The sequence below is a fragment of the Haloferax prahovense genome, assembly GCF_000723845.1.
Taxonomy (GTDB): domain Archaea; phylum Halobacteriota; class Halobacteria; order Halobacteriales; family Haloferacaceae; genus Haloferax; species Haloferax prahovense.
The window spans coordinates 277,167-300,057 of the sequence record NZ_LK053002.1 but is presented as its reverse complement, the minus strand read 5'-3'; the positions used below and the strand labels follow the sequence as shown (position 1 = coordinate 300,057).

27 protein-coding genes are annotated in these 22,891 nt (G+C 68.0%); 12 read left to right on the top strand and 15 right to left on the bottom strand.

Going from position 1 to position 22,891, the window contains the following annotated elements; genetic code table 11:
• Positions 1-183: 183 nt before the first annotated feature.
• Positions 184-1,458, bottom strand: coding sequence for a M24 family metallopeptidase (locus BN984_RS18390; RefSeq protein WP_049968973.1), 1,275 nt, complete (start codon positions 1,456-1,458; stop codon positions 184-186).
• A gap of 100 nt (positions 1,459-1,558) precedes the next feature.
• On the opposite strand from BN984_RS18390, the gene BN984_RS18385 reads away from it, so the two are divergent.
• The 4 genes from BN984_RS18385 (at position 1,559) to BN984_RS18370 (ending at position 3,603) form a co-directional block, all read left to right on the top strand.
• Complete coding sequence (locus BN984_RS18385; protein ID WP_049968972.1) at positions 1,559-2,284, top strand: EthD domain-containing protein; 726 nt, start codon at positions 1,559-1,561, stop codon at positions 2,282-2,284.
• Positions 2,285-2,287: 3 nt separating this feature from the next.
• Positions 2,288-2,878, top strand: a complete 591-nt coding sequence (locus tag BN984_RS18380; protein WP_049968971.1) for an HD domain-containing protein — start codon at positions 2,288-2,290, stop codon at positions 2,876-2,878.
• Positions 2,879-2,943: 65 nt separating this feature from the next.
• Positions 2,944-3,315 carry a cupin domain-containing protein gene (locus BN984_RS18375; protein WP_008093937.1) on the top strand — a complete coding sequence of 124 codons (372 nt, stop codon included), beginning with the start codon at positions 2,944-2,946 and terminating at the stop codon, positions 3,313-3,315.
• 78 nt (positions 3,316-3,393) lie between these two features.
• On the top strand, positions 3,394-3,603 hold the full coding sequence (locus BN984_RS18370; protein ID WP_004040881.1) for a hypothetical protein: 210 nt from the start codon (positions 3,394-3,396) through the stop codon (positions 3,601-3,603).
• Between the two features lie 39 nt (positions 3,604-3,642).
• On the opposite strand, the gene BN984_RS18365 is transcribed toward BN984_RS18370, so the two are convergent.
• The 3 genes from BN984_RS18365 to BN984_RS18355 all read right to left on the bottom strand — a co-directional run bounded on the left by BN984_RS18365 (position 3,643) and on the right by BN984_RS18355 (position 6,715).
• On the bottom strand, positions 3,643-4,587 hold the full coding sequence (locus tag BN984_RS18365; protein WP_115820009.1) for an NAD-dependent epimerase/dehydratase family protein: 945 nt from the start codon (positions 4,585-4,587) through the stop codon (positions 3,643-3,645).
• A 108-nt stretch (positions 4,588-4,695) separates the two neighbouring features.
• A complete protein-coding gene (locus BN984_RS18360; RefSeq protein WP_049968968.1) occupies positions 4,696-6,390 on the bottom strand; it encodes a thiamine pyrophosphate-binding protein in 1,695 nt (564 codons plus the stop codon).
• Between the two features lie 4 nt (positions 6,391-6,394).
• Complete coding sequence (locus tag BN984_RS18355; RefSeq protein ID WP_049968967.1) at positions 6,395-6,715, bottom strand: EthD family reductase; 321 nt, start codon at positions 6,713-6,715, stop codon at positions 6,395-6,397.
• A 143-nt stretch (positions 6,716-6,858) separates the two neighbouring features.
• Here BN984_RS18355 and BN984_RS18350 point away from each other — a divergent pair, with 143 nt between their 5' ends.
• A complete protein-coding gene (locus BN984_RS18350; protein WP_049968966.1) occupies positions 6,859-7,626 on the top strand; it encodes an IclR family transcriptional regulator in 768 nt (255 codons plus the stop codon).
• Between the two features lie 613 nt (positions 7,627-8,239).
• On the opposite strand, the gene BN984_RS18340 is transcribed toward BN984_RS18350, so the two are convergent.
• The 4 genes from BN984_RS18340 to BN984_RS18325 form a co-directional block, all read right to left on the bottom strand.
• Complete coding sequence (locus BN984_RS18340) at positions 8,240-9,151, bottom strand: enoyl-CoA hydratase/isomerase family protein (RefSeq protein ID WP_049968964.1); 912 nt, start codon at positions 9,149-9,151, stop codon at positions 8,240-8,242.
• Entirely contained in the window at positions 9,148-10,032 is an 885-nt protein-coding gene (locus tag BN984_RS18335) for a 3-hydroxyacyl-CoA dehydrogenase family protein (RefSeq protein ID WP_049968963.1), read from the bottom strand. The genes BN984_RS18340 and BN984_RS18335 overlap by 4 nt, the downstream gene beginning before the upstream one ends.
• A 75-nt stretch (positions 10,033-10,107) precedes the next feature.
• Positions 10,108-11,676: a zinc ribbon domain-containing protein gene (locus BN984_RS18330; RefSeq protein ID WP_049968962.1), complete on the bottom strand. Its 1,569-nt coding sequence runs from the start codon at positions 11,674-11,676 to the stop codon at positions 10,108-10,110.
• The gene (locus tag BN984_RS18325; protein WP_008093915.1) at positions 11,673-12,836 is read right to left on the bottom strand and encodes a thiolase domain-containing protein; all 1,164 of its coding nucleotides are present in this window, start codon (positions 12,834-12,836) and stop codon (positions 11,673-11,675) included. Before BN984_RS18325 ends, BN984_RS18330 begins: the two co-directional genes overlap by 4 nt.
• 100 nt (positions 12,837-12,936) lie before the next feature.
• On the opposite strand from BN984_RS18325, the gene paaK reads away from it, so the two are divergent.
• The gene (paaK, locus tag BN984_RS18320; protein ID WP_049968961.1) at positions 12,937-14,226 is read left to right on the top strand and encodes a phenylacetate--CoA ligase PaaK; all 1,290 of its coding nucleotides are present in this window, start codon (positions 12,937-12,939) and stop codon (positions 14,224-14,226) included.
• A gap of 9 nt (positions 14,227-14,235) precedes the next feature.
• Here the strand turns inward: paaK and paaI are convergent, their stop codons facing one another.
• Entirely contained in the window at positions 14,236-14,646 is a 411-nt protein-coding gene (gene paaI / locus BN984_RS18315; protein WP_008093911.1) for a hydroxyphenylacetyl-CoA thioesterase PaaI, read from the bottom strand.
• A gap of 96 nt (positions 14,647-14,742) precedes the next feature.
• Between paaI and BN984_RS18310 the strand changes: the two genes are divergently transcribed.
• Positions 14,743-15,213, top strand: a complete 471-nt coding sequence (locus tag BN984_RS18310; protein WP_004978303.1) for a MaoC/PaaZ C-terminal domain-containing protein — start codon at positions 14,743-14,745, stop codon at positions 15,211-15,213.
• 21 nt (positions 15,214-15,234) lie between these two features.
• Here BN984_RS18310 and BN984_RS18305 read toward each other — a convergent pair whose 3' ends face one another.
• Positions 15,235-15,468, bottom strand: coding sequence for a hypothetical protein (locus tag BN984_RS18305; protein WP_049968960.1), 234 nt, complete (start codon positions 15,466-15,468; stop codon positions 15,235-15,237).
• 55 nt (positions 15,469-15,523) lie between these two features.
• On the opposite strand from BN984_RS18305, the gene BN984_RS18300 reads away from it, so the two are divergent.
• The 3 genes from BN984_RS18300 (at position 15,524) to BN984_RS18290 (ending at position 18,469) form a co-directional block, all read left to right on the top strand.
• Positions 15,524-16,528, top strand: coding sequence for an LLM class flavin-dependent oxidoreductase (locus tag BN984_RS18300; RefSeq protein WP_004978307.1), 1,005 nt, complete (start codon positions 15,524-15,526; stop codon positions 16,526-16,528).
• Between the two features lie 40 nt (positions 16,529-16,568).
• Positions 16,569-16,952, top strand: a complete 384-nt coding sequence (locus tag BN984_RS18295; RefSeq protein WP_004978316.1) for a PaaI family thioesterase — start codon at positions 16,569-16,571, stop codon at positions 16,950-16,952.
• 65 nt (positions 16,953-17,017) lie between these two features.
• Complete coding sequence (locus BN984_RS18290) at positions 17,018-18,469, top strand: aldehyde dehydrogenase family protein (RefSeq protein WP_049968959.1); 1,452 nt, start codon at positions 17,018-17,020, stop codon at positions 18,467-18,469.
• A gap of 132 nt (positions 18,470-18,601) precedes the next feature.
• On the opposite strand, the gene paaE is transcribed toward BN984_RS18290, so the two are convergent.
• From paaE to paaA, 5 genes are read right to left on the bottom strand one after another with little or no spacing between them, the layout of a single operon-like run.
• A complete protein-coding gene (gene paaE, locus BN984_RS19855; RefSeq protein WP_004978321.1) occupies positions 18,602-18,769 on the bottom strand; it encodes a 1,2-phenylacetyl-CoA epoxidase subunit PaaE in 168 nt (55 codons plus the stop codon).
• A 3-nt stretch (positions 18,770-18,772) separates the two neighbouring features.
• Positions 18,773-19,216: a 1,2-phenylacetyl-CoA epoxidase subunit PaaD gene (paaD, locus tag BN984_RS18285; protein WP_081909267.1), complete on the bottom strand. Its 444-nt coding sequence runs from the start codon at positions 19,214-19,216 to the stop codon at positions 18,773-18,775.
• Positions 19,209-20,027: a 1,2-phenylacetyl-CoA epoxidase subunit PaaC gene (gene paaC / locus BN984_RS18280; RefSeq protein WP_049968957.1), complete on the bottom strand. Its 819-nt coding sequence runs from the start codon at positions 20,025-20,027 to the stop codon at positions 19,209-19,211. The genes paaD and paaC overlap by 8 nt, the downstream gene beginning before the upstream one ends.
• A gap of 2 nt (positions 20,028-20,029) precedes the next feature.
• The gene (gene paaB / locus BN984_RS18275) at positions 20,030-20,350 is read right to left on the bottom strand and encodes a 1,2-phenylacetyl-CoA epoxidase subunit PaaB (protein ID WP_004040859.1); all 321 of its coding nucleotides are present in this window, start codon (positions 20,348-20,350) and stop codon (positions 20,030-20,032) included.
• 5 nt (positions 20,351-20,355) lie between these two features.
• Positions 20,356-21,300 carry a 1,2-phenylacetyl-CoA epoxidase subunit PaaA gene (gene paaA, locus BN984_RS18270; RefSeq protein WP_008093892.1) on the bottom strand — a complete coding sequence of 315 codons (945 nt, stop codon included), beginning with the start codon at positions 21,298-21,300 and terminating at the stop codon, positions 20,356-20,358.
• Between the two features lie 91 nt (positions 21,301-21,391).
• Here paaA and BN984_RS18265 point away from each other — a divergent pair, with 91 nt between their 5' ends.
• Together BN984_RS18265 and BN984_RS18260 are read left to right on the top strand one after the other, a co-directional pair.
• Complete coding sequence (locus BN984_RS18265; protein ID WP_008093891.1) at positions 21,392-22,030, top strand: helix-turn-helix domain-containing protein; 639 nt, start codon at positions 21,392-21,394, stop codon at positions 22,028-22,030.
• Between the two features lie 81 nt (positions 22,031-22,111).
• Positions 22,112-22,876, top strand: a complete 765-nt coding sequence (locus BN984_RS18260) for an enoyl-CoA hydratase/isomerase family protein (RefSeq protein WP_049968956.1) — start codon at positions 22,112-22,114, stop codon at positions 22,874-22,876.
• Positions 22,877-22,891: the final 15 nt, after the last annotated feature.

The following is a 22,891-nucleotide window of genomic DNA, read 5'->3' as shown; positions in this document are numbered from 1 at the left end:
GAGTCCCCGCGCCGGCGTAATCAGTCGCCATAGAAATCACACACTGCTGACTAAACGGTTCGATATTCGGGTTGTACTCTCTCCTGACGAGCTGTGGCCCGATGGACGCGTGCTTAGATGGGCTCGAGTAACAAATTCTACAATTTTTAAAATTTGTGAGTGGTCCGCTTATCGTGTCAGGAATCAGTGTTCGATAACCGTTATCTCCTCGACGGGCCACTGACTGAGGAGTTCGACGCCGTCGTCGCGGACGACGACCATCTCCTCGACGCGGACGCCCTGTCTCCCCGCCGGCTCTTGGGTCTCGACGGCCATCGTCATCCCCGCCTCGATTTCGATGGGATGGTCCGGCGAGAGGCCGCGCCAGATGAGCGGTACTTCGTACAGTTGAAGGCCGAGGCCGTGGGCCCAGTGATTGGTCGTCAACTGCCAGTGGTCGTCCGCGCCGTACCAGTCGGCGTGTTCGCCCGCCATGTCCGGAAACGCCGCCGCGATTTCGTCGGTGGTCTTCCCCGGCTCGATTTCGTCGAGGACGGCGTAGAGGTTGTCGCGGGCCGTCTCGTAGGCGTCGCGCTGTTCGTCGGTCGGTTCGCCCATCGAGAAGGTCCGGTAGTAACACGAGCGGTAGCCGAGGTAGCCGACGTTGTAGAAGTCGGCGTAGACGAGGTCGCCGGGGCGAATCAGTCGGTCCGTGGTGTTCGCCTGGTGCTTCGGCCACGTGTTCGGCCCCGACGTGAGGTAGCCGCCCTGCGCCATCGCGCCGTGCCGCCAGAGTTCGCGGACGGCGTCGCCCCACACCTCCGACTCCCGCGCGCCCGGCTTCGCGTTCTCGGCGATGGCCTGAAAGCCCGCCTCGCAGACGGCCGCGACCTGCCGCAGACACTCGATTTCGTCTTCGGTCTTCGTCTTTCGGGCGTCCTCCATCACCGCCGCGCACTCGGCGGGTCGGGTGTCGATATTCTTCGATTCGAAGGCGTCGAGCAGCCCCGCGTGGCCGGTGTCGATGCCCATCGCCTCGTCGGCGAGGCCGTACTCGTCGAGGGCGTCGACGACGGTCTGGGCCATCTTGTCGAGGAGGAACGACCGGGCCGAGTCGCGGCCGGAGGCCCGCGGGACGTTCCCCAGCCCGGGACAGGCGTAGCGAACGTCGGTCAGCCACGGGCAGTTGTATCGCTGGTTGCTCGCGTGGTCGGCGGTGTCCCAGTGGACGACCGTACCGTCTTCCAGAAGCAGCGAGTAGTGGTCCGCACCCGACCCGCCGGTCATCGCCAACCCGGTCACGTACCGGATGTTCGGGTCGTCGATGAGGAGCATGCTCCCGAGGCCCGCCTCGCGCATCCGCGAGAGAGCGCGGTCCTTCCGCTCCTCGCGCATCCGCTTCACGTCGATGCGCTGTTCCCAGTCGACGGCCATCGTCCCGCGGGTCCCGCTCATGAACCCCCGCTCGTGGAAAGGCATACGCCCACCACTCGTGACTATCACATTAATTTGTTGTAGATGGGCAGTGCGAGTGTACCTCATGATTTATTGTCTTATACGTGAATCGGCAGGTGTACGCATGTACAAGCACGTAGCCCTGCTTGTCCGCAAGGCGGGGATGAGTCACGACGAGTTCGTCACCTACTGGCAGGACAATCACACGCCCATCGCCCGCGACATCGAGGGCGTCGTCCGCTACCAGACGGTGGTTCCGGTCGACCCCGAGGTCTCCGAGTTCGACGGTCTCGCGGAGTTGTACTTCGACGACCTCGGCGCGCTCCACGACGCGCTCGGCAGCGAGGGCTCGCGCGACTACGACCCCGCGAAGGGGACGGCGAAAGCGGCGAGAGACGACGTGGACAACTTTCTCGACGTCGAGCGACGCCCCCGAATCATCGGCGAGGAGGTCGTCGAGAAAGACGAGACCGGCGGCGACACGACGGGACTCTACAAGCACTCGGCGTTTCTCGTCCGCAAAGACGGGATGAGCCACGACGAGTTCCTCGACCACTGGGCGAACACCCACGTCCCCCTCGCCCGCGAGATTCCCGGCGTGGTCCGGTACGCCCGCGTCGTCCCGACCGACCCCGAACGCGCCGAGTTCGACGGCGTCGCCGAACTCTACTTCGAGAGCCTCGACGCGCTTCGGGCGGGCCTCGGCCACGAGTCCTCGCGCGACTACGACCCCGACCACCCGAAGGCGAAAGCGCCCCGCGAAGATGTTGACAACTTCCTCTCCATCGGCGACCGCCCGCGGTTCGTCGGCCGCGAGACGGTCCAGAAAGACGTGACTGGGGGCCGCTGAGCGATGTCGCACGACTACCGCGCGCAGGTCGAGGCCGCCTTCCCTGAACTCGCCGACATCGAGGACGCCGACCTCCGCGAGCGAGTCGTCGAGGCGTGGTGTCTCGGTCTCGCCCGCGGCGGCTGGCGCGACATCGACGACATCCCCTACGCGTGGAACATCCACGAGGTGACGAACGTCGAGCACGTCCGCGGCGTAACGCGAATCGCCGTCCGCGCCGCCGAGGAACAGCGGGATTTCCATGGCGCGGACCCGGAGTTCGACGTGGTCCGCGCGGCCTGCCTCCTCCACGACGTGGGCAAGTGCTACGAGTACGTCGATTTCGTCGACGACGACGTGCTCGACGACCCCGACCCGGAGTACGCCAGCGGGGAGATTCCGCACTCGCTTTCGGGCTACGCCCTCGCCCACGAGGTCGGCTGCCCGCTCGCGGTCCAGCGCGCCATCCCCCACTTCATCGGCGAGATTCCGACCCGGACGCTCGAAGCCGAACTCGTCAAGAGCGCGAACTCGGCGTCCTCGAACGCCATCACGCAGGCCGCGATGGGAATCAGCCTACAGGAGTGGGTCGAGCGGTACTCCCAGACCCAGTAGTCCGACGCGAACCGCCGCGACACTCGTCAGCATACCTATTACCCCGCGCTTCGTAGCTCGCGCCGATGTACGAGCGCGTCAACCTCGCCGACCTCGAACCGCACGACGTGGAGAACGCCGACGCCCGAGTCAAGGCCGTCGGCTACGAGCTTCGCCCGCGGAAGATGCGCCCGTCGGTCTGGTCGTTCGACGCGGGCGGGTCGGGACCGATGCACTACCAGCGCGAACAAGAGGAACTGTATCACGTTCTCTCCGGCGCGTTCGAACTCGCCTTCGCCGGCGACGACGGCGAGGAGACCGACGTGCTCGACCTCGAACCGGGCGACTTCGTGGTCGTCTCGTCCGACGAGGTTCGGCAACTGCGCTGCGTCGAGGACGGCGAGGTGTTCGTCGTCGGCGCGCCGAACGCGAAGGACGACGGCGTCGTCGTGGAGTGAGCGGGCGGCTCGCGCTCGGCATTCGTCGGAAACGCGACGAGTGCCGTGTTATAAGGGCGCTCGCGACAATCCGGTGATATGGTCATCCCCGGTTACGACCCGGACGACCTCGACGACAGACTCGAGGAACTGCTCACAGAACGCGACCTCGCGGACTATCTCACGCCCGACGAGCGCGAGCGCTACGACTCGGGCGAGAGCCTCGTCGACCTGCTGTCGCCCGACGATATCCGCGACCTGCTGGACGGTCCCGAGACCGAGGGCGCCGACGACGCTCGGCGGCCGTGACCGACTCCACGGCGGCGTTTCGGCCCGTCGGCTCTCGGCTCAGACCGGCTCCAATCCGTGTTCCTTCCGAAGCACGTTGAGGTAGTCGCGGAACCCGGTTTCGAGGTCGTACTCGGGGTCGTAGCCGAGGTCGGCTTGCGCCTTCGTCATGTCGAGTTCCTGGGTCCACGGGAGTTCGCCCTCGTCGGAGACCGTGAGGTCGGCGTCGGGGAGGAGTCGCCGTACCGTCTCCGCGGCCTCGCGAATCGTCGCCAACTCCCCGCGAACGTTGTAGACGCGTTGGGTGAGGTCGTCTTCGGGGGCGAACGTTGCCTTGCGGAACGCCTGCGCGATGTCGCGGACGTGTTGCCAGTCGATAACTTGGTCGCCGTAGTCGACGCTGAAGGGCTCGCCGAGCGCCGGCTTTTCGACGATGTTGGCGAGGAACGCGGACCCGCCGGTCTCGCGGTACGGGCCGTAGGCGACCGTCGGCCGGAGCGCGACGTGCGAGACGCCGAAGTCCTCGTAATAGACCCGGGCCTGGTGCTCGTTGTACTCCTTGGTCGCTCCGTAGAGCGTGTCGGGGTAGACGAGGTCGGACTCGGTCACGAAGTCGCCACCGTAGTTCGCGGGCGGGGCGTACACCGCCGCCGACGACGCCCACGCGACGCGTTCGACCTGTTCGGGGAGGGCGCGCGCCGCCTCGAAGACGTTGTTCGTCCCCTGGACGTTCACGTCGAGCGCGGTCCGCGGGTTTTCCCGCGCCGTCGTCGTCAGGAGCGCCGCGAGGTGGACGATGTGCGTCGTGCCGGTCTCTCGAACCCCCCGGAACACGTCGGTCGGGTCGGTTACGTCGCCGCGGCGTATCGTCACGTCGTCGGCGACGCCGAGTCTGTCGAGGATGCGCGGGTCGGTCGAGCGGTCGTAGGCGACTACGTCGTGGCCGGCCGCGACGAGGTCCGACGCGACGTACGAGCCGATGAACCCGGTCCCGCCCGTAACCATCACGGTCGATGCTGACATGATATCGTAGTTCTACCTGCGCGCGAGAAAAGTGTTTCCCGGGGAGCGGACCGCCGAGAGGGTCGGCGACGGCCGACTCGTCACCGCGCGCTACTCGTGGAGTCCGCCGACCGACGCGTAGAACGACGACTGGAGCGTCGCGGCCATGTCCTGACTGCGGTCGATACGGGCGTCGATGACCGTCGGGAGGCTGTGCATCTTCGCGTCGGCGAGCGCGTCGCCGAGTTCGCCCGGCGTCTCGACGCGGACGCCCGTCGCGCCGAACGCCTCCGCGACCCGCGCGAAGTCCGTGTCGTGGAACTCGACGCCCGCGATGTCGTCGGGAGCGTGCTGCATCTGTCTGACCATCCCGAGGCTGGTGTCGTTGAGGACGACGACCGTCGGCGCGACGCCGTGTTCGACCGCCGTCTCGACGCTCGTCATCGTCATGGCGAAGCCGCCGTCGCCCGCGACGCCGACGACGCGCTTGTCTGTCGCCAGCGCGGCCGACACCGCGGCGGGCGTCGCCCAGCCCATGCCGCCGACGCCGCCGGAGCCGAAGTAGGTCCGAACCGCCGGCGTCTGGAGGTAGTTGAGCAGCCAAAAGCGGTTGTTGCCGGAGTCGGCGGTGACGATGGTTTCCTCGTCGACGACGCGCTCGATTTCCTTGACGGCCCGCTGGGGGAGGATGGGGGCGGCGTCCGACTCGCACTCGGGCGCGTGGAACGACTCGCGGGCCTTCCGGGCCCGGTCCTCGGCCCAGTCGTTTTCGGTGCCGCCGGCGGCCGCGAGTTCGCGCAGCGATTCGGACGCGTCGCCGATGAGTCCCACGTCGGCGGGGTAGACCCACCCGGCGTTCCGCGGGTCGATATCGGCGTGGATAATCGTCTGCTCGTCGGGGCGGATGAAGTCGGGGGCCTGCCAGTTGGTGTCCATCGGGTTCATGCGACAGCCGACGACGAGGAGCGTATCGGCCTCGCTGACGAGTTGGTTCGCACCCTCGTGACCGAACGAGCCGATGACGCCTCCGGCGAGGTGGTGCGTCTCGGGGACCGTCGATTTCCCGAGGTAGGAGGTGACGATGGCCGCCTCGTAGGCCTCGGCGACCGCGGCCAGCTCCTCGTACGCGCCCGACGCGTGGACGCCGTTGCCCGAGATGATGACCGGTCGCTCGGCCGCTTCGAGCGCCTCGGCGGCGGCCGCGACGTCGCGGGCCGTCGGCGCGGCGGTCCACGTTCTGGTCTGCGTCTCGTCGTTCCAGACCGGCGGCACGGACTCGGCGGGGAACTCCTCAGTGACGGCGTCGCCGTCGAGGACGACCGCGGTCGGACCGGGACGCCCGGCGACGGCGTGTTTGAACGCGAGTTGGAGGCTCCGAACCGTCTCGGTCGGGGTCCGCGGGAACCAGTGTTCCTTCGTCACGGCGTCGAGAAGCTTCGGGAGTTCGAGGCCGCCGTAGTCGCCGCGGGACTGCTGGTAGGGCGCGAGCGTCGAGTAGTTCCCGCGCTCGGAGGCCTCGGTGATGGCGACCATCGGTGACGAGGCGAGGCGCGCCTCCATCTGTCCGATGAGGCCGAGGCTTCCTATCCACGGCCCCTGTCCGGCGAGAACGCCCGGTTCGCCCGTCAACCGGCCGTACATCTCGGCCATGACGCTCGCCTCGCGCTCGTCGCGGGGGCGCACGAGGTCGATGTCCGACTCGGGTAGCAGGTCGAACAGCTCGATGACGCGGCCGCCGGGGTAGCCGAAGATTCGCTCGACGCCGAGCCGTTCGAGGCTCTCGACGAGTCGTTCGCTCGTGTTCATGGATTCAGGACCTGTCGAGGTGGACCGTCTCCTCGACGTAGAGCGTCGGCCCCTGCTCCATGTCGATGAACTCGGCCGCGTCGGCGTTCACGCGCTGGCCGACCTCGGAGTCGAACGCCGCCTTCAGTACGGCCATGTCCTCGAAGTAGAGTTCGACGATGCCGTCGTACTCGGACCGCTCGGGGTCGGTCGGGACGCTCGTCGCGTACTTCACCAGCCCCGGTAGCTCCGCAGCGAGTTCCGCGTGGCTCCCCCGCCACCGCTCGACGAACTCCTCGTGCGTGTGGCCGTCGTCCCGGACGAGAATATTCACCAATTTAATCATGCACGTCTGCTATCCAATCGGACGCTACTTTGCTCTATCGCCGACTCGCGGTTCGAGCGTCCGCCGCGGTCGTTCGAGCAAGTGGAACCCTCGTTCGAACTGTTCGAACAAGATTTATCACGAACGAACACCGAAGATAGGTGATGACAGACGATGAACAGCGCCGACCGGTGACGACGGCCGCCACGTCGCTCGGCATCCTCGAACGGCTCAAATCGGGGGGCTCGATGGGGCCGACGGGGCTCGCCTCGGAGCTCGGGTTGGCCAAGAGCACGGTCCACCGGCACCTGAAGACGCTCGAACGCAAGGGCTTCGTCGTCCCCGACGACGACGGCTACCGGGTCGGCCTTCGGCTCCTCGACTTCGGCATCTACGCGCGCGACCAGCACCAGCTCTACGAGGTGGCGAAGCCGAAACTGGACGAACTCGCCGAGCAGACCGGCGAGAAGGTGTGGTGCGTCACGGAAGAGCAGGGCCGCGGGTTCCACCTCTACGGCGCGGCCGGCGCGCACTCGGTTCGGACGCCAGCCCGGGAGGGGACGCGCTCGTACCTCCACCAACTCGCCGCCGGCAAGGCCATCCTGTCGGCGTTCCCGGACGAACGCGTCCGCGACATCGTCGACCGACACGGCCTCCCGGCGAAGACGCCGAAGACGATAACCGCCCCCGACGCGCTCTTCGAGGAACTGGCGACGATTCGCGAGCGCGGGTTCGCGCTCAACCGCGAGGAAATCGTCCCGAAACTCCACGCCGTCGGGGTCGCCGTCACCGACAACGAGGGTCACCCCGTCGGGGCGATAAGCATCTCGGGCCCCTCGAACCGGCTTCGGGGCGACCGACTGACCGGCGACCTCGCCGACCTCCTCCTCGGCGCGGCCAACGAGGTCGAAATCAACCTCAACTTCTCCTGACCCGGCCACTCGCCCCGCCGGCGAACCGAGTATGCGGCACGTTCGTTCGAATGGTTCGAACTACCTCAACGAACATTCTCTCGCGCGAAGTCCGATATTTCCGCTTTCGAGAGGTCGAGACGACGACTCGATTTCGACAATCGCTGTTCGAACTCCTCGAACATATTGTGGTTATATACTTATTATACCATCGTAGATTGACGCGGTGGGAACGCGAGCAATTACAAAATTACACCTGTCACGGACTGTGGCGTGGGAGACGAACCGTCCGGCTGCCGTCCTGTGGGCCGGCCGCATCGTTGCTGGGTCTCGTTCGCCCCGAAACCGCCGTATCCCCGTCATTCGAGACTCGGTGTTCGGTTCGCGCGCGAGACGGTCTCGATAGCGACTGCCGATACGGTGGTGTCGCTCGAGTACGGACTCGCGTTCGAAAGGACGGAACGCCCGGTCCTCCACCGCTGCGCCCCCGATTCGGCCTCGCTCGCGGGCCGGTCGCTCCCGAAGACGTGTTCACGTCGTGAAACTAGCGCTCGCGCCTGCGCTGTGAGTTCTCGCCGGGCGGTCGCGGCGGTTTCGAAGTCGTTCGAGCAGTTCGAACGGCGCGAGTGGGGGTCTATCGTTCGCGCTCGTGCCACTCGGGCTCGCGGTCCTCGAAGAACGCGTCGATACCCTCGTCCTTGTCGGGCGAGCCGAACAGTTGGGCGAACAGCTCCGCCTCGTACTCGATGCCCTGTTCGAGGTCCGTCCGCGAGGCGGCCTTGACGGCCTTCTTGGCGAACTCCAGGGCCACGGGGCTCTTCGTCGCCATCATCTCGGCGAGTTCGTACACCCGGTCGTCGAAGGTGTCGTCGCCGTGGACCTCCTCGACGAGGCCGATGTCCGCGGCCTCCTCGGCGGAGATGAGCTCGCCCGTCAGGATGAGTCGCATGGCGTGGCCCTCGCCGACGAGGCGCGCGAGTCGCTGGGTGCCGCCCCCGCCGGGCATGATACCGAGATTGATTTCGGGTTGGCCGAGTTTCGCCCGCTCGTGGGCGATGCGCACGTCGCAGGCCTGCATCAGCTCGCAGCCGCCGCCGAGGGCGTGGCCGTTGACCCGGGCGATGACCGGCTGTCTGAGGTCGTCGACGCGCTCGTACACCCGCGGGCGCTTGCTCGCCTCGCGCTGTTCGAGCATGTCGCGCTCGCGGAGTTCCGTCACGTCCGCGCCGGCGACGAACGCCTTCGCCTCGTCGGAGCCGGTCAGGACGACGACGCGCGCGCTGCTCTCTTCGATGGCGTCGAGGACGCGCTTGAGTTCAGCCCGGAGCGTCGCGTTGAGCGCGTTCCGCGCGTCGGGGCGGTTCAGCGTCACGGTGACGACGGCGTCGACGCGGTCGCCGACGACGGCGTCGACCGTCTCGCACTCGGCGGCGACGGACTCGACGGTCGGCGTTCCGCCGTCGGCTCGGGGGCCGCCAGTCTCTCGGTCGTCGGCGCTCGGACCGTCGGCGCTCGGACCGTCGGCGCTCGGACCGTCACCGCTCATCGGTCCATCACGTCCTCGCTCGCGCCGACGATTTCGCCGTCCTCCCAGACGTAGAACCCCTCGCCGGTCTTCTTGCCGAGCTTGCCGGCGCGGACCTTTCGCTTGAGAATCTGCGGCGGGCGGAAGCGCTCGCCGAGTTCCTCGCGCAGGTACTCGAGGATGTCGAGTCGAACGTCGAGGCCGACCACATCGCCGAGTTCGAGAGGCCCCATCGGGTGGTTGTAGCCGAGTTCCATCGCGGTGTCGATGTCCGCGGGCGACGCGACGCCCTCCTGAACCATGCGCATGGCCTCGACGCCGAGAGCGACGCCGAGCCGCGAGGAGGCGAAGCCGGGCGAGTCGCCGACCTCGACGGCCGTCTTGTCGATGCCCTCGACGAACTCGGTGGCGAACGCCAGCGTCGCCTCGCTGGTCTGTTCCGCGACGACGACCTCCACGAGACCCATGATGTGGACCGGGTTGAAGAAGTGGAGTCCGAGGCCGCGCTCGGGACGTTCGAGGGCGCTCAGTATCTCGGTCACGGAGAGCGACGACGTGTTCGACGCGATGACGGCGTCGTCGTCGACGAGGGATTCGACCTCCGCGACCGTCTCGCGCTTGAGTTCCATGTCCTCGGGAACCGCCTCGACGACGAGGTCGGCGTCGGCGACCGCCGCCTCCAGCGAGGTCGTCCCCGAGAGCCGGTCGAGCGTCGCCGCCATCTCGTCGGGCGTCACCTTGTCGCGGTCGACGCCGCCCCGGAGGTTTGACTCGATGGCGTCCAGTCCGTCTTCGACGTACGCCGCTTCGATGTCGCGCATCGTCACCTCGTGACCGGCCATCGCGGCCACCTGCGCGATGCCGTGGCCCATGGTTCCCGCGCCGAGTACACTCACTTGCATCACCGGAAGGGGTTCGGGAACCCTCATAATCGTTTGCCCTCGTTAGAGGCCACACGACTTCGACGGCGTCCCGAACTACCGTCGCGCCTCGGTCGGGACGACCTTGAAGCCGTATCTCACGACGCCCTCCTGCTCGTAGATGCGGCGCGGCACGGCCTCGACGCGGTCGCCGATTGCGGGCGTTCCCGCGGGGGAGTGGACGACCTGTGCGGGCGCGCTCACGGTTCGAGTGTCGGCCTCTCCGCCCGGCCCGTCGAAGGCGACGACGGCGACCGGGAACGACCCGGCGCGCTGCTGCTGCTCGACGAACTCCGGCGGCGCGCCCCCCTGTCCGATGGCGGTCGCGGCCTCGACGGTTCCCGTCCCGGGGAGCGCCGCGTCGTCGTAGCCCGCGAGCGACCCGCAGTCGGGACACGCGCCCTCCGGCGGGAACGAGAGCGCACCGCAGTCGGCGCACTCGCCGGCGACGAGGCGGTGGCGCTGCGGAATCGTCCGCTTCCACGTCGGCACGCTGACGTACGCGCCCCCGCCGGCTGGCTCCCCGCCGGTGATGGTCCCACGCCGCCGGAGCGCCTCCGCGTAGGTGAGCTCCACGTCGCCGTCGAGGGCGGCCTCGACCGGGACGACGGAACTGGCGGCGGAGTTGGTGTCTGTCGCCTCCACGCTGAGCGCGAGCGCGGTCGCCCCCGCGCCGCCGCCGTAGCCGACGAGGAGCACCGAGCTCGCGGGGGACCGGCCGCTCGACTCGTCGCCTCCCGCGTCGACCGCGGAGTCGAGTGCCGACGCGAGTCCGAGAAACGGCCCGGCGGCCCCGGTGTCGCCGGTTCGCGAGACGACGGTCCCGGCCGCGATTCGCGCCGGTTCGACGCCGAGCGCGTCGGCCGCGCGGTACGGGAGTTTCTCGTCCGGTGCGGTGAGCGACACGGCCTCGGGGTCCAGTTCGGCGACGTCGATACCGAGGGCCTCGACCGCCCCGCCGACCGCCCGCGTGTAGGCGTCGCGCTCGTACTGCGTGACGCCGATGGACTCCGTCTCGGCGCTCCCGAATCCTCGGAACCGCGTGCCGGGCGCGGGGTCGCCGAACTCGCCGACGGCATCGACGGCGAGCGGAGCGTCTCCGGTGAGAACGAGCGCGGCCGCACCCGCCCCGGCACCGGCCGCCTCGTCGCTTTCGGGCGCTCCTCGCGGGCTGTCGGCGACGACGACGAGTGCCGAACCGCCGCTCCCCGTTCCCGCGCCTGCGCCCGAGCCTCGGGTCGCCTCGACCGTCGCCGCCAGCGCCACCGCGCCGGCGCGGGTGCTCCCGCCGAACTGCCGGGTCGGAACCGACGGGCCGACGCCGAGGAGCGAAGCCAGCCGAACTACGCTTTCATCCTCGTCGTTCGGCGGCGTCGTGGTGGCGAACGCGAGGTGTCCGATATCGCTCGCGTCCACGCCGGCCGCGTCGAGCGCGCGCCGACCCGCTTCGGTCGCCATCGTCAGTGTGTCTTCGTCCGCGTCGGCGACGGCGACCCGCTCGACGCCCGGCGCGCCGCCTTTGCCCCACGCCTCGTGGTAGGCCGACGCGGGGAGGTACAACCGGGGGACGTACGCGCCGACCCCGGCGATTCCGGGAGTCGCTCGCGCCGAGTCGTCGGCGCTCATAGCGCCCCTCCTTCGAGGACGTGAACGACGGCGGCACCGCCCGACCCGCCGACGTTGTGGGTGAGGCCGACGTTCGCGCCAGAGACCTGTCGGTCCCCCGCCCGGCCGGCAAGCTGTTTGAACGCTTCGACGACCTGTCCAGCGCCCGTCGCGCCGATGGGATGTCCCTTCGATTTCAGGCCGCCGGAGGGGTTGACGGGTAGGTCGCCGCCGAGTTCGGTCGCGCCGGAATCGACCAGTTCGGGCGCGTGTCCGCGCTCGCAGAAGCCGAGGTCCTCGTACGCCAGCAGTTCGGCGATGGCGAAGCAGTCGTGGACCTCCGCGAAGTCCACGTCGTCGGGACCGAGACCGGCCATCTCGTAGGCGGCCGCGGCGGCCCGCTCGGACGATTCGACGGCGGTGTAGCTGTCGCGCTGGAAGAGGCCGACGCGCTCGGAGGCGGCACCCACGCCCGCGACGCGGACGGCGTCGTCGCACGCGCTGGCAACGTCCTCGCTGGCGACGAGGACCGCGGCCGCGCCGTCGGAGGTCGGACAGCAGTGATAGAGGTTCAGCGGGTCGGCCACGACGGGGGCGCTCCGCGCGTCGTCGAGCGAGCACTCGAAGCCGAGGTGCGCCTTCGGGTTCTTCGCGCCGTTCGCGTGGTTCTTCACGGCGACCTTCGAGAAGTGGTCCGGCGAGGCGTCGTAGGCGTCGAGGTACGCCGAGGCCATCTGGGCGTAGACGCCCGCGAACGTCGTCCCGGTGAGCCGCTCCCACTCCGTCTCGCCGCTGACGCCGAGCCAGTACTTCGCCACGTCGCCGCTCATGTCGGTCATGACCTCGTAGCCCCCCGCGAGGGCCACGTCCGCCATCCCGCTTTTGACCGCCTGTACCGCCTGTCTGACCGCGTAGCCGCTCGCTGCGCAGGCGTTTTCGATTCGGGAACAGGGGACGCCGTGGAGGCCGACGTGCTCCGTCACGGCCGGCCCCGATAAGCCGAGTTGCCGCCCGCCGACGCCGAGCGACCCGACGACGGCCTCGTCGATATCGGCCGCCTCGACGCCGGCGGCGCTCCCCAGCGCCTCCTCGAACGCGGTCGTGAACAGCGACCGATAGCTCTCGTCCGGGAACGCGCCGTACTTCGATTGGCCCGCTCCGACGATGTATGCGTCTCGCATGGTAGTCGATTGCGCATCCCCCTCGAAATAGGTTCGCCCCGCGGCGCGGTCGGCCGACCGCATCATTTTTATCATATTCTATCATCGACTTCAAACGTACATGGTATTCGATAGCACGGAGGCCGCCCCGCGGGAGGAACTCCGCGAGGTGCAGGACGGTCGCCTGCGGGAGACGGTTCGGAACGCGTACGAGAACGTCGAGTTCTACCGCGAGACGTTCGACGAGGCCGGACTCTCGCCCGCGGACATCGAAAGCGTCGAAGACCTGTCGAAACTGCCGTTCACGACGAAAGAGGACTTCCGAGACCACTACCCGACGGGGATGTTCGCGGTCGACATGGACGACGTGATTCGCGTCCACGCGTCGTCGGGCACGACCGGCAAGCCCAAAATCGTCGGCTACACCCGCGAGGACCTCGACGTGTGGAACAAGGCCGTCGCGCGGTGTCTCGTCGCGGCCGGCGTCGGTCCTGACGACGTGGTCCAGAACGCCTACGGCTACGGCCTGTTCACCGGCGGTCTCGGCCTCCACCAGGGCGTCGAGGAGCTCGGCGCGACGGTCATCCCCATCGGCGGCGGCAACACCCAGCGACAGGTGGAACTGCTCTCCGACCTCGGAAGCGACGTCATCGCGTGTACCCCGTCGTACGCGCTCTATCTCGCCGAGGTCGCAGACGACATGGGAGTCGACATCCGCGACCTGCCGCTTCGGACGGTCATCTTCGGCGCGGAGCCCTGCACCGAGCCGATGCGGAACGAAATCGAAGCGCGACTCGGCGTGACCGGTATCGACATCTACGGCCTCTCGGAAATCGTCGGTCCCGGCGTCTCCGTCGAGTGCGAGGCGCAGGACGGCCTTCACATCTGGGAGGATTACTTCTACCCCGAGGTGGTCGACCCGAACACCGGCGACCCCGTCGAGGAGGGCGAGGAGGGCGAACTCGTGTTGACGACCCTCGCGAAGGACGCGCTGCCGGTCCTCCGGTATCGGACGGGCGACCTGACCACGCTGGACTACGGCACTTGCGAGTGTGGCCGAACCTGCGTCCGCATGGACAACATCACGGGCCGGTCGGACGACCTGATAATCGTCCGCGGCGTGAACTTCTACCCGAGCGAGGTCGAATCGGTCGTCCTCGAGTTCGACGAAATCGCGCCGCACTACCGCATCGACCTCCGCCGCGAGGGGAATCTCGACCAGGTCGAAATCACGGTCGAACTGGTCGAGGAGTTCGGCGGGTCGCTGTCGGACCTCGAAGGTCGGATTCAAAAGCGGCTCTCGAACGTGCTCTCGTTCACGCCCGACGAACTGAACCTCGTCGAGTACGGCGACATCGCGCGCACCGAGGTCGGAAAGGTCCAGCGCGTCTACGACCACCGCGGCCAGTAACGCGCGCCGTCAGCGACCGCCGGGCTTGTAGACGCGCCCTCGAAACGTCGCGATTCGCTCGCCGTCCCCGTCGGAGACGACGACCTCGTACTCGGCGGTCCGCCCCCCGAGATGCGTCTCCTCGGCGACCGCGCGGAGCGTCTCGCCCACCTCGGCGGCCGCGAGGTACGAGATGTTCGTCTCCAGCGCGAACGCGGCGTCGCCGTGGCTGTTCGAGGCGGCCGCGAAGGCCGCGTCGGCGAGGCTGTACACCGCGCCCCCGTGGGGCGTCCCGTGGAAGTTCAGGTGGTCTTCGGCCACGGTCAGCGTCGTCTCCGCGTACCCGTCGCCGACCTCGGCGAGGTCGATACCGACGCGCCCGCAGTAGGGGTCGTTCGAGGCGCGCTCCCGTCTCTCCGCGTGGTCGTCTTGCTCCGACATGCGACCACACGTCGTCCTGCGCTCCCCAAGTAGGCGTCGACTGTCAGGAAAGATAGGTATGTAAACTACTTTATCTGATGGCGGTGACGGTGAGGTATGGCATACAGCTACGAACCGCACTACTTCGAGGACTTCGAGGAGGGCAAGGAGTTCCAGAGCGTCGGCCGCACCGTCACCGAGGCGGACTTCATGATGCACTCCGCGCTCTCGGGCGACTGGACTGAACTCCACACGAACAGCGAGTACGCGGAAGACACCCAGTTCGGCCAGCGAATCGCCCACGGGCCGATGACGTTCGTCCAGTCGACCGGCTTCGTGTATCGCTCGGGTATCGTCGAGCGCACCGCCATCGCCTTCCTCGGGATGAACTACATGGACCTGCCGAACCCGGTGTTCATCGGCGACACGCTCTCGCAGACGATGGTCGTCTCGGAGCGGAAGGACCTCGGGAGCCGCGACGACGCGGGACTGGTCGTCCTCGAAATCGAGATGACGAAGCAGGACGGCACCGTCGTCCTCGAAGGCGACATGAAGTTCCTCATCAAGACGAAGTCGGCCGAGGAGTAAGGCGGCTCCCCGACCGGCGACTCACGAATCCAACCGCTCGCCGCGGACGAACAACGCGTCGTCGGCTCCCTTCTCACCGTAGTCGTCGTGGTACTCCATCAACTGAGAGAGCGCGCCGGTCGGGTTTCGCGGCGAGACGAACGCCTCGGTCCAGCCGTCTTCCACCGCGCGCCCCACGACGCGCTCGCCCGGCGGCGCCGGCCCCGTCGCGGTCGCGGTTGTCGAATCCGAGGGTACCGAGTCGTCGGGAACCATCTCCGACGAACTCGGTGTTCCTAACTATTAATAGCTAAGGTGCGAACTCCGAGTCATGAAACTCGGGACGGGACTGTTCACCTGCCAGCGGCGGCCGGACGACGACCGGCCGATGGCCGACCTGTACGACGAGATGCTGACGCTCGGGCGCGCGATAGACGACGCGGGCCTCGACAGCGCGTGGGTGTCCGAACACCACTTCATGCCGGACGGCTACCTCTCGGGGACGATGCCCGCGCTCGGGGCGCTCGCGGCGGCGACCGAGTCGGTCGAACTCGGCACGTGTATCGCGCTCGCGCCGCTGTACGACCCGATTCGGCTCGCGGAGGACGCGGCGACGGTCGACCTTATCTCGGGCGGCCGAACGACGCTCGGCCTCGCGATCGGTTCTAACCCCCGCGAGTTCGACGCCTTCGGCGTTCCGCGAGACGAGCGCGTCGACCGCCTCGCCGACACGGTCTCCCTCCTCCGCGACGCGTGGTCAGACGGTCCGATAGCGCACGAGTCGCCGTTTCACGAGGGTGCGACCGGCGTCGACGTGACGCCCAAACCGGCACACGACGTGCCCCTCATGCTCGGCGGCGCGGCCAAGCCCGCGGTTCGCCGGGCGGCCCGGACGGCGGACGCGTGGTGTGCGCCGTCGTCGCTCTCCCTCGGCGGCCTGCGCAAGCGCGTCGAGGACATCCGGAGCGTTCGGGAAGCCGAGGGCCTCGACGGGGAGTTCACGATATACGTCCTCCAACACGGCTTCGTCGGCGACTCGAAGGCCGAGGCGTGGGACGCGATGAGAGACGGCTACCTCTACCTCCAGCGCCGGTACGCCGAGATATTCTCCGGCGACGAGGTCCACGAACTGTCCGACGAGCGCCGGGCGGAACTCAAAGCACAGGCCGTCTTCGGTACGCCCGACGACGTGGTCGCGGAACTCGCCCGCTACCGCGACGCCCTCGGCGACGACATCCACTTCATCTTCCGAACCTACCACCCCGGCATCGGTACCGACCGGATGGTCGAGTGCGTTCGCCGACTCGGCGACGAGGTCCGCCCGCGACTCGTCTGACCGACGAAACGAACTTAACGCACCTGTGCGAACTGGTGGCATGGACATCGAGGAGTTCTTCGAGAGCATGCCGTTCGCGCGGCTCTTGGGCGTCGAAGTCACCGAGGCCGCAGACGGGCACGCGGAGGGCCGCATCGAGATGCGCGAGGAACTGTCGTGGAACGCCGACCGGGTGATGGCCCACGGCGGCGTGACGTTCACCCTCGCGGACACGGTCGGCGGCGCGGCGCTCGTCAGCGAGGTCGACCAGCCCGTCCCGACCATCGACATGCGAATCGACTATCTCAACGCGGGGACAGGGGACCTCCGCGCCGAGGCCGACGTGGTCCGGCTCGGCGGCGACGTGGGAACCGTGGACGTGGACGTGTACGCGACGGACGGAAATCACGTGGCGACCGCGAGGGGGGTCTACAAGACCGGCTGAGTTCTCCCGCCGCGGAGTTAGTAACCAACAATAGTTAATATTATGCGCGAGAAGGATATTTCGTAATGGAATACAGTGGCCCCACCAGTCTCTACATTGACGGGGACTGGGTAGCCGCGGCATCGGACGAGACCATCGAGACGCGCGACCCGGCGACCGAAGCGCCGTACGCCGAGGTCGCCAGCGCGGGCGAGGCGGACGTCGACGCCGCGGTACGGGCGGCGAAATCGGCGGGCGCTCGCGGCGGCGAGTGGGAGACCACGAGCGCGGCCGAGCGCGGCGAGAAACTGCGCGCGATGGCCGACGCCATCGAGGAGCGGAAAGACGCGATAACGCTCGTCGAGTCCCACGACAACGGCAAGACGCCGTTCGAGGCCGGCATGGAGGTCCAGATGGTCGTCGACACCTTCCGCTACTACGCCGGGTGGACCGACAAGGTGACCGGCGAGTACAACCCCGTCCCCGGCCGGCGCGTCAACTACACGACCCGCGAACCGCTCGGCGTCACCGGACACATCGTCCCATGGAACTACCCCTTCCAACTCGCTGGGCGGAGTCTCGCGCCGGCGCTCGCCTGCGGCAACACGGCGGTGGTAAAGCCCTCCAGCCAGACGCCACTTTCGGCGCTCTACTACGGCCTCGCGGCCGAGGAAGCCGGCCTCCCCGACGGCGTGGTGAACGTGGTTCCCGGAAGCGGGTCCGAGGCGGGGTCGGCGCTCGCCTCGCACCCCGACGTGGCGCACGTCACCTTCACCGGCAGCACCGAAGTCGGTAAAGGCGTCATGGCCGACGCCGCGGCCAACGTGACCGGCGTCACGCTCGAACTCGGCGGGAAGGGCCCCAACGTCGTCTTCCCCGACGCCGACCTCGACGCCGCCGCCAAGGGCGTCCACTACGGCATCTTCATGAACGCCGGCCAGATGTGCTGGGCTGGGTCGCGCCTGCTCGTCCACGAGGGCGTGGCCGACGACCTCGTCGAGCGAATCGTCGCGCGCGCCGAGTCGACCCCGCTCGGTTCCGGCATCGACGACGACGGCCGGATGGGGCCGGTCGTCAGCGAGTCCCACCGCGAGGACGTGTTGGAGTACATCTCTCTCGGCGTCGAGGAGGGCGCGACCGTCGCCTGCGGTGGGGGCATCCCCGAGGACAAGGACACCGGCTACTTCGTGGAGCCAACGGTCCTCACCGACGTGACGAACGACATGACCGTGGCCCGCGAGGAGATATTCGGCCCGGTCCTCGTCGTCACCGAGTTCTCGGACCAAACGGAGGCGATCGAACTCGCCAACGACTCGCCGTACGGGCTTCTCGCCGGCGTCTGGACCGAGGGGCTCTCTCGCGCCCACCGCGTCGCCGACGCGCTCGACTACGGAATGGTCAGCGTCAACGAGTACCCGGTGACGTTCCCGCAGACGCCCTTCGGCGGCACAAAACAGAGCGGCCACGGCCGCGAGCAGGGCGCGGAGGCCGTCCGCGAGTTCACGCAGGCGAAGAACGTGAACCTCAACATCGGCTGACTCGGCCCCGAATCCGGCCCGTAATCCGCCGAACGCTCCGGCCCTCAACTTGCCGCCCCCGGACCGACCGCCTCGGCTCTCCGTGGAGGTCGGTCCCGAAAAAATCGTTCTTCTCCAGTCTCTCCGCCGACGCTATTCGAACCGCTGGAACGGCTCCTGACAGTCGTTACAGAAGTGCATCGACCGGCACAGTCCCGGCCCCTTCGGATGCTCGCGGACGGTGTTCGTGCCGTCGCAGTACGGGCACTCCGCGCCCGACGTTTCGCCCGTCGTCTCGGTGCTGGGGTCGAAGCGGCGCATCGCTCACACCCCCAGTCCGAACTCGCGGAGGGCCTCGCGGCCCGCTTCGGTCACCATGTCGACGGTCCACTCCGGCGTGAACCGGAGTCGCACGGACGCCTCGTCGACGCCGGCCGCCAGAATCGCGCACTGCACGTCGTTTTCGAGGTAGTCGCGCGCCGGACAGCCGGTGTAGGTCAGCGTCATCTCGACGATGCCGAGCGTCTTCGCCTCGCCGTCTTCGCCCTCCCGCTCGACGACGCGAACGTCGTAGATGAGGCCGAGGTCGACGATGCTCACCGGCATCTCTGGGTCCTCGATTTCGTAGAGGGCGTCCCAGATGTCGGCTTCGACGCCCGCGGCTCCGACGCCCGTCTTCGGGAAGCCCTCGGGGACCTCGCCGCCGGCGTACTCTGTGTAGCCGCAGGCGGTCGCCTCGGGCGCGTCGTCGGTGCTCACGTCAGACACGCTCCCTGCCGATTCTCGCCGGCTCGGGCGCTTCGAGCTCCTCGTAGGTCCGCCGGAACTCTGCGGCCAGTTCGTCCCAGTGGTCGGTGTGGGTGCCGTCGCGGCCGCGGGCGCTCGGGCGCTCGACCTCGTCGGGTTCGGGCACGTCGAGTCCGAGCGATTCGAGGTACGGGATGACCGTCTCCAGCCACTCGATGCGGAGGTCGGCGGTGGACATCGTCCGGAAGCCGTTGTCGACGATGGCCTCCTCGTGTTCGGGCTCGGCGAAGAGCGAGAGCGCGTGGGGGAACAGCCGGTCGAGCGCGTCCTGCACGCGGTCGCGGCTGTCGCCCTCGGCGAGGCGGTCGAGCCAGCTCTGGGCGTTTTCGAGGTGGTAGCGCTCCTCGCTCAGCACCTTGCCGACGCGGTCGGCGAGCGGCGCGTAGCTGGTGTCGACGAGCGCGTCGAGGCGCAGGCGCTCGGCGGCGTCGTAGAGGTAGCTCCGCAGGACGACGTCGGCCCAATCGCCCTCCGCGAACGGGAGTTCGACCAGCGTGGCGTGCCTGAACTCGCCGGCGGGGCGCTCCCAGATGAGTTCCGCTTCGGTGTGACCGAGTTCTTCGAGCAGGTCGTACCACAGCCGAGCGTGGCCGAACTCGTCCTGTGCGACGTTCGCCAACGCGAGGTCGGACTCCAGCGTCGGCGCGTAAATCTGCCACTCGATGAGGCGCTCGCCGTGGACGTACTCGTCGTCCGCGAGGCGGAACAGCAGCTCTTCGAGCGCGGCGCGCTGCTCGGCGTCGAGGTCTTCGGGGTTGAGTGCGTCGGTCATGGTTAGCTGTCCGCCTCGAGCGATTTCTCCACGTCGGCCTGCTCGGCCTCGCTTTCGGCGACTTCCGGCGCGGCCGGTTCGATGTCCGTGTACGAGGTGGCCCAGCGGTAGGTCTTGTCGGTCGTTCCGCCGAAGCTCGTCTCGTCGGCGTCGATTTCGCCGATTTCGTCGTGCGGGACGACCCACAGGCTGTGGGTCTTCATCCGCCGGCCGTGCTGGACGGCCGCGAACTGGAGCGCCAGCTCGCGGTCCGGCGCGTGGACGTTGCCGCAGTGTTTGTGGTACGCTCCCGGTTTGTCCTGTCTGAACACTTCCCAAATCATGGTTCTCAGTCCGCCGCCTGCGGGGTTCCGGCCCCCGACGCGCCCTCCCAATCGTGCATCGATTCGCGCACCCACTCGACCGCCTCCTGTGCCTGTGCGCGGGAGTTGATCTGCTCGTGGCTCCCCTCGGAGGCGTTCTTGGCGATAGTCCAGAACTCGTCCCAGTTCAGGTCGTCCTCGTTGACGTGGTAGGTGTCGAGTTCCCCGTCGTACTCGATGCGCGGGTACTCGGGGACGACGAGGCCGTACTTTTCGGCCTTCGGGACGTACGTGTCGAGGAAGGTGTCGCGCAGTTCGTCGTTGGACTTCGTCTTCAGGCCGACTTCCTGCGCGAAGTCGTTGTGGACGGACTTGTCGTTGGTCGGGCCGAAGAACTGGATGATACGCGGCCACCACGTCTCGAAGGCGGCCTGCGTCTTCTCTTGGGTCGCCTTCGACCCGTTCATCAACTCGGAGAGGATGGACTCGCCGTGTTTGACGTGGAAGCCCTCCTCGAAGCACACCTTGTCCATCGCGTGGGCGTACGGCGTCCACGACGTGTTCTTGAGCGTCGCCTGCCGGTGCATGGCCGCGCCGTCGACGAAGAACGCTATCATCGGCACCTCGTGCCACGACTCCATCGGGTAGTGGAAGCAGTTGAGGAACTTGCCGTCGCCGCGGGCGAGCTCGTCCAGCATCTCGTCTCGCGTCTTGACGCCGAGGGACTCGGCCGCGCGGTAGAGCAGTTGCGCGTGGCCGATTTCGTCCTGCACCTTCGCTGAGAACGCCAGCTTTCGGTCGATACTCGGCGCTTGCCGGATGAACGGCTTTTCGAGGTATCCGCCCATCACCTCGCTGTTCGCGTGGAACTGAATCATCCGCGTCGCGGCCTTGCGGTACTCCTCGGGCATGTCGTCTTTCGGAGCGAACTGCCGCGGGCCCGCCCGTTCTTTGACGGTTTCGAGGTCCATTGGTCTATCAGGAACTATAATCTATAACTACTTACGAATTGACCCGTCCATGGCCTGCATTTTTATACCCGTGCCGCGTACGCACACGCCGATGATAGCGGAGTGCCTCGTGGCCGAGTTTCGCATCGACGGCGACGACTGCCCGTTGGCGCGGGCGACCGACGTGGTCCCCGTCGCGGTCGACGCGAACGCGCCGCAACTCCGCGCCGACGGCAACGTCCTGCTTCACTTTTCGGCCCCCGCGGACGACCGGCTCCCCGAGGCCCTCGACGACGACGACGCCATCCGCTACCTCCACGTCACCCGCGGCGACGACACGTACACCTTCCGCTGTCTCTCGAAACACCCCTGCGTCGTTCACGAACTCGTCGACGCCGGCTTCCTCGTCGAGTCGATGCGGTACGACGCCGGCGGCGCGACGATGCGCGGGGCGGTCGTCGGCTACGACGTGCTCCGCGGCGTAATGGAGAAGGCCGGCGGCACCGTCGGTATCCAACTCCAGCGCGTCTACCCCCTCCGGGCGGACGAGGAATCGCCCATCGGTCGGGCGTGGGACCTCACGCCCGCGCAGGAGGCCGCCCTCCGAACGGCCGTCGAGATGGGGTACTTCGACCTCCCCCGGAGCATCACGGCTCGGGACGTGGCGGACGAACTCGGAATCAGCAAGTCGGCGTTCCTCGAACGGCTCCGCCGGGCGCAACAGTCGGCGTTCGGAGCGCTGCTTGAGTGAGCCGGGGGCGTCGTCGACCCGCTCGACTCGCCCGGCGGTCCGCCGGCGAGGCTATTTACCCCGCGTCCCCGTAGCGCGGGTATGCGAGTCGACGACGCCGACGGCGTCCGGACCGTGACGTTCGACAGACCCGAGGCGAAAAACGCGTTCACCGCCGACGTGGCTCGAGAGCTCTCGGCGGCGCTCGAAGAACTGACGCCCGAGGCGTTCGACGCCGCGGTGATAACCGGCGACGGCGACGCCTTCAGCGCCGGCGGCGACATTCAGGCGATGGCAGAGCGCGACGAGACCGCCCGCGAGGCCTACGAGCGCGTCCGCGGCACCCTCGGCCGCGTCGCCGAGGCGATTCTCACCGCTCCGGTGCCGGTCGTCGCCCGCGTCAACGGCGACGCCGTGGGCGCGGGGACCTCCGTCGTCGCCGCCTGCGACTTCGCCTACGCCACCCGCGACGCTCGCTTCGGCGCGTCCTTCGTCAACGTCGGTCTCGTCCCCGACGCGGGCGCGACGGTGACGCTCCCCCGGTTGGTCGGCCTCCGGGCCGCGAAGGAACTCGCCTTCACCGGGAAACTCATCTCGGCCGAGCGCGCCGCCGAACTCGACCTCGTGAACGAGGCGGTCGCCGCCGCCGACCTCGACGCCACCGTAGACGAGACGGTAGAGACGCTCGCCGCACAGCCGACGGAGACGCTCGCGCTGGCGAAGGAAGCGATACACGCGAACCTCGGCCGGTCGTGGGCCGACGGCCTCGAACGCGAGGCGCACGCACAGACACTCGCCTACGACACCGACGCCCACGAGGAGGGCGTTTCCGCGTTCTTGGAAAAGCGGCGGCCGCAGTTCGACTGAGGACGCCGGCCCCGT